The organism is Arthrobacter sp. Y3223164 (assembly GCF_059091005.1).
Map to the genome: position 1 here is coordinate 1 of NZ_JBNHGF010000169.1, position 5793 is coordinate 5793.

At 69.3% G+C, this 5793-nt stretch carries 6 protein-coding genes; all 6 read left to right on the forward strand.

Annotation, left to right across the window (positions count from 1 at the left end; genetic code table 11):
* Positions 1-660 (forward strand): PIG-L deacetylase family protein (locus tag AC5RUJ_RS09770; RefSeq protein WP_494155806.1); only part of this gene is annotated, 660 nt, incomplete at its 5' end.
* Positions 657-1352, forward strand: a complete 696-nt coding sequence (locus AC5RUJ_RS09775) for a 4-carboxy-4-hydroxy-2-oxoadipate aldolase/oxaloacetate decarboxylase (protein WP_494127840.1) — start codon at positions 657-659, stop codon at positions 1350-1352. The genes AC5RUJ_RS09770 and AC5RUJ_RS09775, both read left to right, overlap by 4 nt.
* Complete coding sequence (locus AC5RUJ_RS09780; protein ID WP_494127841.1) at positions 1342-2490, forward strand: 4-oxalomesaconate tautomerase; 1149 nt, start codon at positions 1342-1344, stop codon at positions 2488-2490. Before AC5RUJ_RS09775 ends, AC5RUJ_RS09780 begins: the two co-directional genes overlap by 11 nt.
* Before the next feature lie 18 nt (positions 2491-2508).
* Complete coding sequence (locus tag AC5RUJ_RS09785) at positions 2509-3486, forward strand: VOC family protein (protein ID WP_494127842.1); 978 nt, start codon at positions 2509-2511, stop codon at positions 3484-3486.
* 52 nt (positions 3487-3538) lie between these two features.
* Complete coding sequence (locus AC5RUJ_RS09790; RefSeq protein ID WP_494127843.1) at positions 3539-4213, forward strand: GntR family transcriptional regulator; 675 nt, start codon at positions 3539-3541, stop codon at positions 4211-4213.
* A gap of 102 nt (positions 4214-4315) precedes the next feature.
* Positions 4316-5722 (forward strand): vanillate/3-O-methylgallate O-demethylase, encoded by a 1407-nt coding sequence (gene ligM / locus AC5RUJ_RS09795; protein ID WP_494127844.1) that lies wholly within the window; start codon positions 4316-4318, stop codon positions 5720-5722.
* Positions 5723-5793: the final 71 nt, after the last annotated feature.

The window sequence follows — 5793 nt, forward strand, 5'->3', positions numbered from 1 at the left end:
ATCGCCGCCGCGGCACAGCGCGGGGAACGCGCCGTCGTCGTGTGCCTGTCCTACGGCGAACGCGGCGAGTCCGCCAAGGCCTGGCGCGAGGGCAAGGAACTGGAAGAGATCAAGGCGATCCGCCGGCAGGAGGCGGAGAACGCCGCCGCGGCGCTCGGCGCCGAGGTCCGCTTCCTGGACGCCGGCGACTATCCGCTGGTGCCCACGCGGCACCTGGTGGATGAACTGGTCAGGATCTACCGCGAGGTCAAGCCCACGGTGGTGCTGACCCATCCGCTGGCCGACCCCTACAACGGGGACCACCCGGCCGCGGCACGGATGGCGCTGGACGCGCGGGTGCTGGCGCAGGCCATCGGCTACGACGCCCCCGGCGACCCGCTGGGCGCCCCGCCGGTGTTCTTCTTCGAACCGCACCAGCCGGAGCAAAGCGACTTCAAGCCCAACGTCCTGCTCGACATCACGGCGGCCTTCCCGGCCAAGCGCACCGCGATGGAATGCCTGCCGGCGCAGCAGCACATGTGGGACTACTACACGGACCTGGCCACGCGCCGCGGCGTGCAGGTCAAACGCAACGCGGGGCCCAACCTCGGCTTCCCCACGGACACCAAGGGCGAGGCGTACATGCGCTACTACCCCCAAGTGACCGGCACGCTGGCATGAAAAACGTCATCGTCACCAACCCGCCCCGCGCCGACCTGGCCGACGCCAACGCGCTCGCCGGCTTCGGCGTCGCCACGGTCCACGAGGCGATGGGCCGCACCGGCCTGGCCGGACCGCAGTTCCGGCCGATCCAGTCCGGCATCCGGGTGGCCGGCACCGCCGTCACGGTGCTTTGCTGGCCCGGCGACAACCTGATGGTCCACGCGGCCATTGAGCAGTGCCGCCCCGGGGACATGCTGGTGGTCACCACCACGTCCGAATGCACCGACGGCCTGTTCGGCGAACTGTTCGCCACAGCCCTGCAGTACCGCGGCGTCCGCGGCGTGGTCACCAGCACCGGGGTGCGCGACGTGGCCGAACTGCAGGCGATGGGCTTTCCCGCCTGGTCCGCCGCCGTCCACGCCCAGGGCACGGTGAAGGCGAGCGCCGGGGCGGTCAACGTCCCCATCACCCTGGGAAGGGTCGCTGTCCGGCCCGGCGACGTGATCGTGGCCGACGACGACGGCGTGGTCTGCGTGCCGCGACTGGAAGCACCGGCGGCGGTCGAGGCTTCGCAGGCGCGCCTGGACAAGGAGGAAAAGACCCGGTCCCGGTTCCAGGAGGGGACGCTGGGCCTGGACTACTACGGCTTGCGGCCGGTGCTGGAGAAGCTCGGCGTTCAGTACGTGGCGGCCGAAGACTATGACGGCTGAGCACGACGGCGACGCCCGGCCCCTGGGCGCGGACGCCCCTTCCGGAGCCGGCGGGGACTACGACTACGGCGTCCGCTGCATGCTGATGCGCGGCGGCACGTCCAAGGGCGCCTACTTCCTGGCCGCGGACCTGCCGGCTCACAGCGGCGACCGCGACGACCTGCTGCTGCGGATCATGGGCAGCCCGGACGCCCGCCAGATCGACGGCATCGGCGGGGCCCACCCGCTGACCAGCAAGGTGGCGGTCATCTCGCCGTCGGCCGGCGAAGAGACCGACGTGGACTACCTGTTCCTGCAGGTCGCGGTGGACGAGGCGACGGTCACGGACAGCCAGAACTGCGGCAACATCCTCGCCGGCGTCGGACCCTTCGCCGTCGAACGCGGCCTGCTTCGGGCGCAGGAAAGCACGACGGCGGTGCGCATCCGGATGGTGAATACAGACAGCAGGGCCACGGCCACCTTCCCGACGCCCGGCGGCCGGGTGGACTACCGCGGGGACGCGGCCATCGACGGGGTGCCCGGTACCGCCGCCCCGGTCACCCTGGACTTTGCCGACACCGCCGGCTCCTCCACCGGGGCGCTGCTGCCCACCGGGCAGGAGGCGGACGTGGCGGACGGCGTCGACGTTACCTGCGTGGACAACGGCATGCCGTCGGTCCTGCTGCGCGCGGCCGATCTCGGGGTCACCGGCTACGAGGACCCGGCCGAGCTGGAAGCCGACACCGCCCTGGCGGACCGGCTGGCCCGGATCCGGATTGAGGCGGCGAAGCTGATGGGCATGGGCGACGTGTCCGGCAAGACCGTGCCGAAGCTGGTGCTGCTCTCCGCGCCGCGGAACGGGGGCACGGTCAACACCCGCAGCTTCCTGCCGGTGCGCTGCCACACGTCCATCGGCGTGCTCGGCGCCACCACCGTGGCGGCCGGCATCCAACTGCCGAACGCCGTCGGACACGAACTGGCCCGGCTCCCCGCCGGCGGAAGGCCGCTCCGACTCGAGCACCCCACCGGCTACCTGGACGTCGGCGCGGAACTGGCCGAGCGTCCCGCCGGCATCACCACCACGTCCTCCACGGTGCTGCGGACGGCGCGGAAGCTGTTCGACGGCACCGTCTTTCCCCGAGACCGGGTGGCCCCGTAACCGAAATGAAGGAAGACCATGACACCCCAGCACCGCGACATCGCCCACCTGGGCAACATCGAACTGTTCACTGACAAGTTCGACGAGAGCTACTGGTTCTTCAACGACCTGCTGGCCATGCGGGAGGCCGCCCGCGCCGGAGACTCGGTCTTCCTGCGCACCTGGGACGACTACGAAAACTGGAGCATCAAGCTCACCCCGCGGCAGGCCTCCGGCGTCGGACTGGTCGCGCACCGGGCGGCCTCACCCGAGGCGCTGGACCGGCTGGTGGCTTCGATCCAGGAGTCCGGGCAGGGCGGGGAGTGGCGGGACGGTGAATTCGGCGTCGGGCCGTCGTTCCACTTCACGGACCCGGACGGCCACCCGATGTCCGTCTACTACGAGACTGAGTGGTACCGGGCCACGGACGACAAGCCGGCCCTGAAGAACCAAGCGTCCCGGTTCCCCGGCCACGGGGTCAACGCCCGCCGGCTGGACCACATCAACTACCTGGCGGCCAACGTGGAGGAGAACGCGAAGTTTTCGGCCGACGTCCTGGGCCTGAAGGACAGCGAACTGATCCGGCTGGACAACGGACGCACGGCCGCCCACTGGTTCCGGTTCGGCCAGAAGTCCTATGACCTGGTCTACTCGGCCGACCACCTGGGCGCCTCCGGCCGCCTGCACCACATCGCCTTCGCCCCGGACACCCGTGAAGACATCCTCAAGGCCGCCGACATCTTCCTGGAGAACGGCATCCACATCGAGTCCGGTCCGCACAAGCACACCATCAACCAGACGTTCTTCCTCTACGTCTACGAGCCGGGCGGGAACCGCATCGAGTTCGCCAACGCCGGCGCGCGGCTCCTGCTGGCACCGGACTGGGAACCGGTGGTCTGGACCGAGACGGAACGGAAGAAGGGCCAGGCCTGGGGGATGCAGACCATCTCGACCTTCCATACCCACGGCACACCGCCCGTCGAGGTGCCGGACACGCACTCAGAACCGATGGGCTAGGTTATTGGCAACAACTTCGTCAGCACACTATCCAAGCATGGAGCAGCCTCCCGTGAGCACCGCCAGCCAAACTGCCGCACCCCGATCAACCGACCCGGCCGCCGTCGTCGCCGGGCTGAAAAGGGCGATCGACCGGGGCGAACTCGTGCCCAACCAGCGGTTGGTGGAGGCGGATATCTGCGCCGAGTTCCATGCCAGCCGGGCCACCGTCCGGGCGGCGCTGGCGGAGCTGACGCTGGAGGGGCTGGTGGAGCGCATCCAGAACCGGGGCGCCCGGGTGCGCGCGGTCGCGGTGGAGGAAGCGGTGGAAATCACCGAGGTCCGCGCCGCCCTGGAAGCCATCTGCGCGGCCAAGGCCGCCGAACAGGTCACCGACGAGGACGTGCAGGAACTGCGGGCCCTGGGCGAGGCCATGAGCCGGGCCGTGGCCGCCGGGGAGCTGCTGAGATATTCGGACCTGAACAAGACCCTGCACCGCCGGGTCGTCGAACTGAGCCGGCACGAAACGGCGGCCGCACTGATCGCGCGCCTGCGCGGCCAGAGCGTCCGCTTCCAGTTCCGGCTGGCCATGCAGCCGGGGCGGCCGGCCGTCTCGCTGCCCGAACACCTGGAGATTGTGGACGCTGTTTGCGCCAAGGACCCGGAACGGGCCGCCGCAGCCATGGATAAGCACCTCAAGAGCGTCGCCGATGCCATCACGCGGGCGGCCGAGGACCCCGGCCGTTAAGAGACGCCGGTTCCCCTGCCGCCCCGAAACCGCACAGCATGCCTACGGCCAATGGAGGCATGGAAGAGACGCCGGCCCCCGGCCGGCGGGGATAGGGGAATCATGAGTGCACAGAACCTGCAGGACGTCCTGGACCAGGCCGGCAATACGGTGGAACTGCTGCGCAATTCGCAGATCGGCGCCTACGTCTACCCGGTGGTGGCACCGGAATTCACCAACTGGCGCAGCGAGGTCCGGGCCTGGCGGGAGACCGCCGTGCTGTACGACCAGTCCCACCACATGGACAACCTGTTCATCAAGGGCCCCGATGCGTTGAGACTGATCTCCGACACCGCGATCAACTCGGTGGCCACCTTCCCGGTGAACAGGGCCAAGCAATATGTCCCGACGACGCCCTCCGGGCACGTGATCGGAGACGGCATCCTCTTCCACGAGGCCGAGGACCAGTTCGTCTACGTGGGACGTTCCCCCGCGGCCAACTGGCTGCTCTTTCACGGGCAGACCGGCGGGTACGACGTGGAGCTGGAGGTGGACCGGCGGTCGCCGTCGCGGCCAATGGGCAAGCCGGTGCAGCGCAGGTACTGGCGGTTCCAGATCCAGGGTCCGAACGCGTGGCAGGTCATCGAAAAGCTCAACGGCGGCACCGTGGAGCAGCTGAAATTCTTCAGCATGGACCACATGCAGGTGGCCGGGGCGCAGGTGCGCACGCTGCGCCACGGCATGGCCGGCGCCCCCGGGCTGGAGCTCTGGGGGCCCTACGAGTCCTACGAGCGCGTCCGCGAGTTCATATTGGAGGCCGGCCGGGAGCTCGGCCTCTTGCCCGTCGGCGCCCGGGCCTACTCGTCCAACACCTTGGAATCGGGTTGGATTCCGTCCCCGCTGCCGGCCATCTACTCCGGGGAAGAGCTTCGTCCGTACCGGGAATGGCTGGGTGCGGACAGCTACGAAGCTGTCAACGCCGTGGCCGGCAGCTTCGTCTCCGACAACATCGAGGATTACTACCTGAACCCGTGGGAGCTGGGCTACGGCTCGTTCATCAAGTTCGACCACGACTTCATCGGCCGCGAGGCGCTGGAGAAGATCGACGGCCAGGCGCAGCGGAAGAAGGCCACGCTGGCCTGGAACGCCGAGGACATGACCAAAATCTTCGCCTCGCTGTTCGACACGGAGGGAACGCCCTACAAGTACTTCGACCTGCCCAACGCCAACTACGGCTCCTCGAACTACGATTCCATTGTCGACGCCGGCGGCACGAACGTGGGCCTGTCCCTGTTCACCGGTTACAGCGCCAACGAGCGGCGGGCGCTGTCGCTGGCCACGGTCAACCCCGACGTGGAGATCGGCACGGAGGTGAACGTGGTCTGGGGCGAGCCCGACGGCGGCACCCGCAAGACCACCGTGGAACCGCACCGGCAGCTGGAAGTCCGGGCCGTGGTCAGCCCGGCGCCCTACTCCGTGACCGCGCGCAAGGAATACCGCGGCGGCTGGCGGACCGCCCAGGCCGTCTGAACCGGGGGACCGTCCCGCAGGCGGGGCCGGCCCCGTTCCTCTGGTGCCTCCGCGTCGGGCGGACGAAGGGC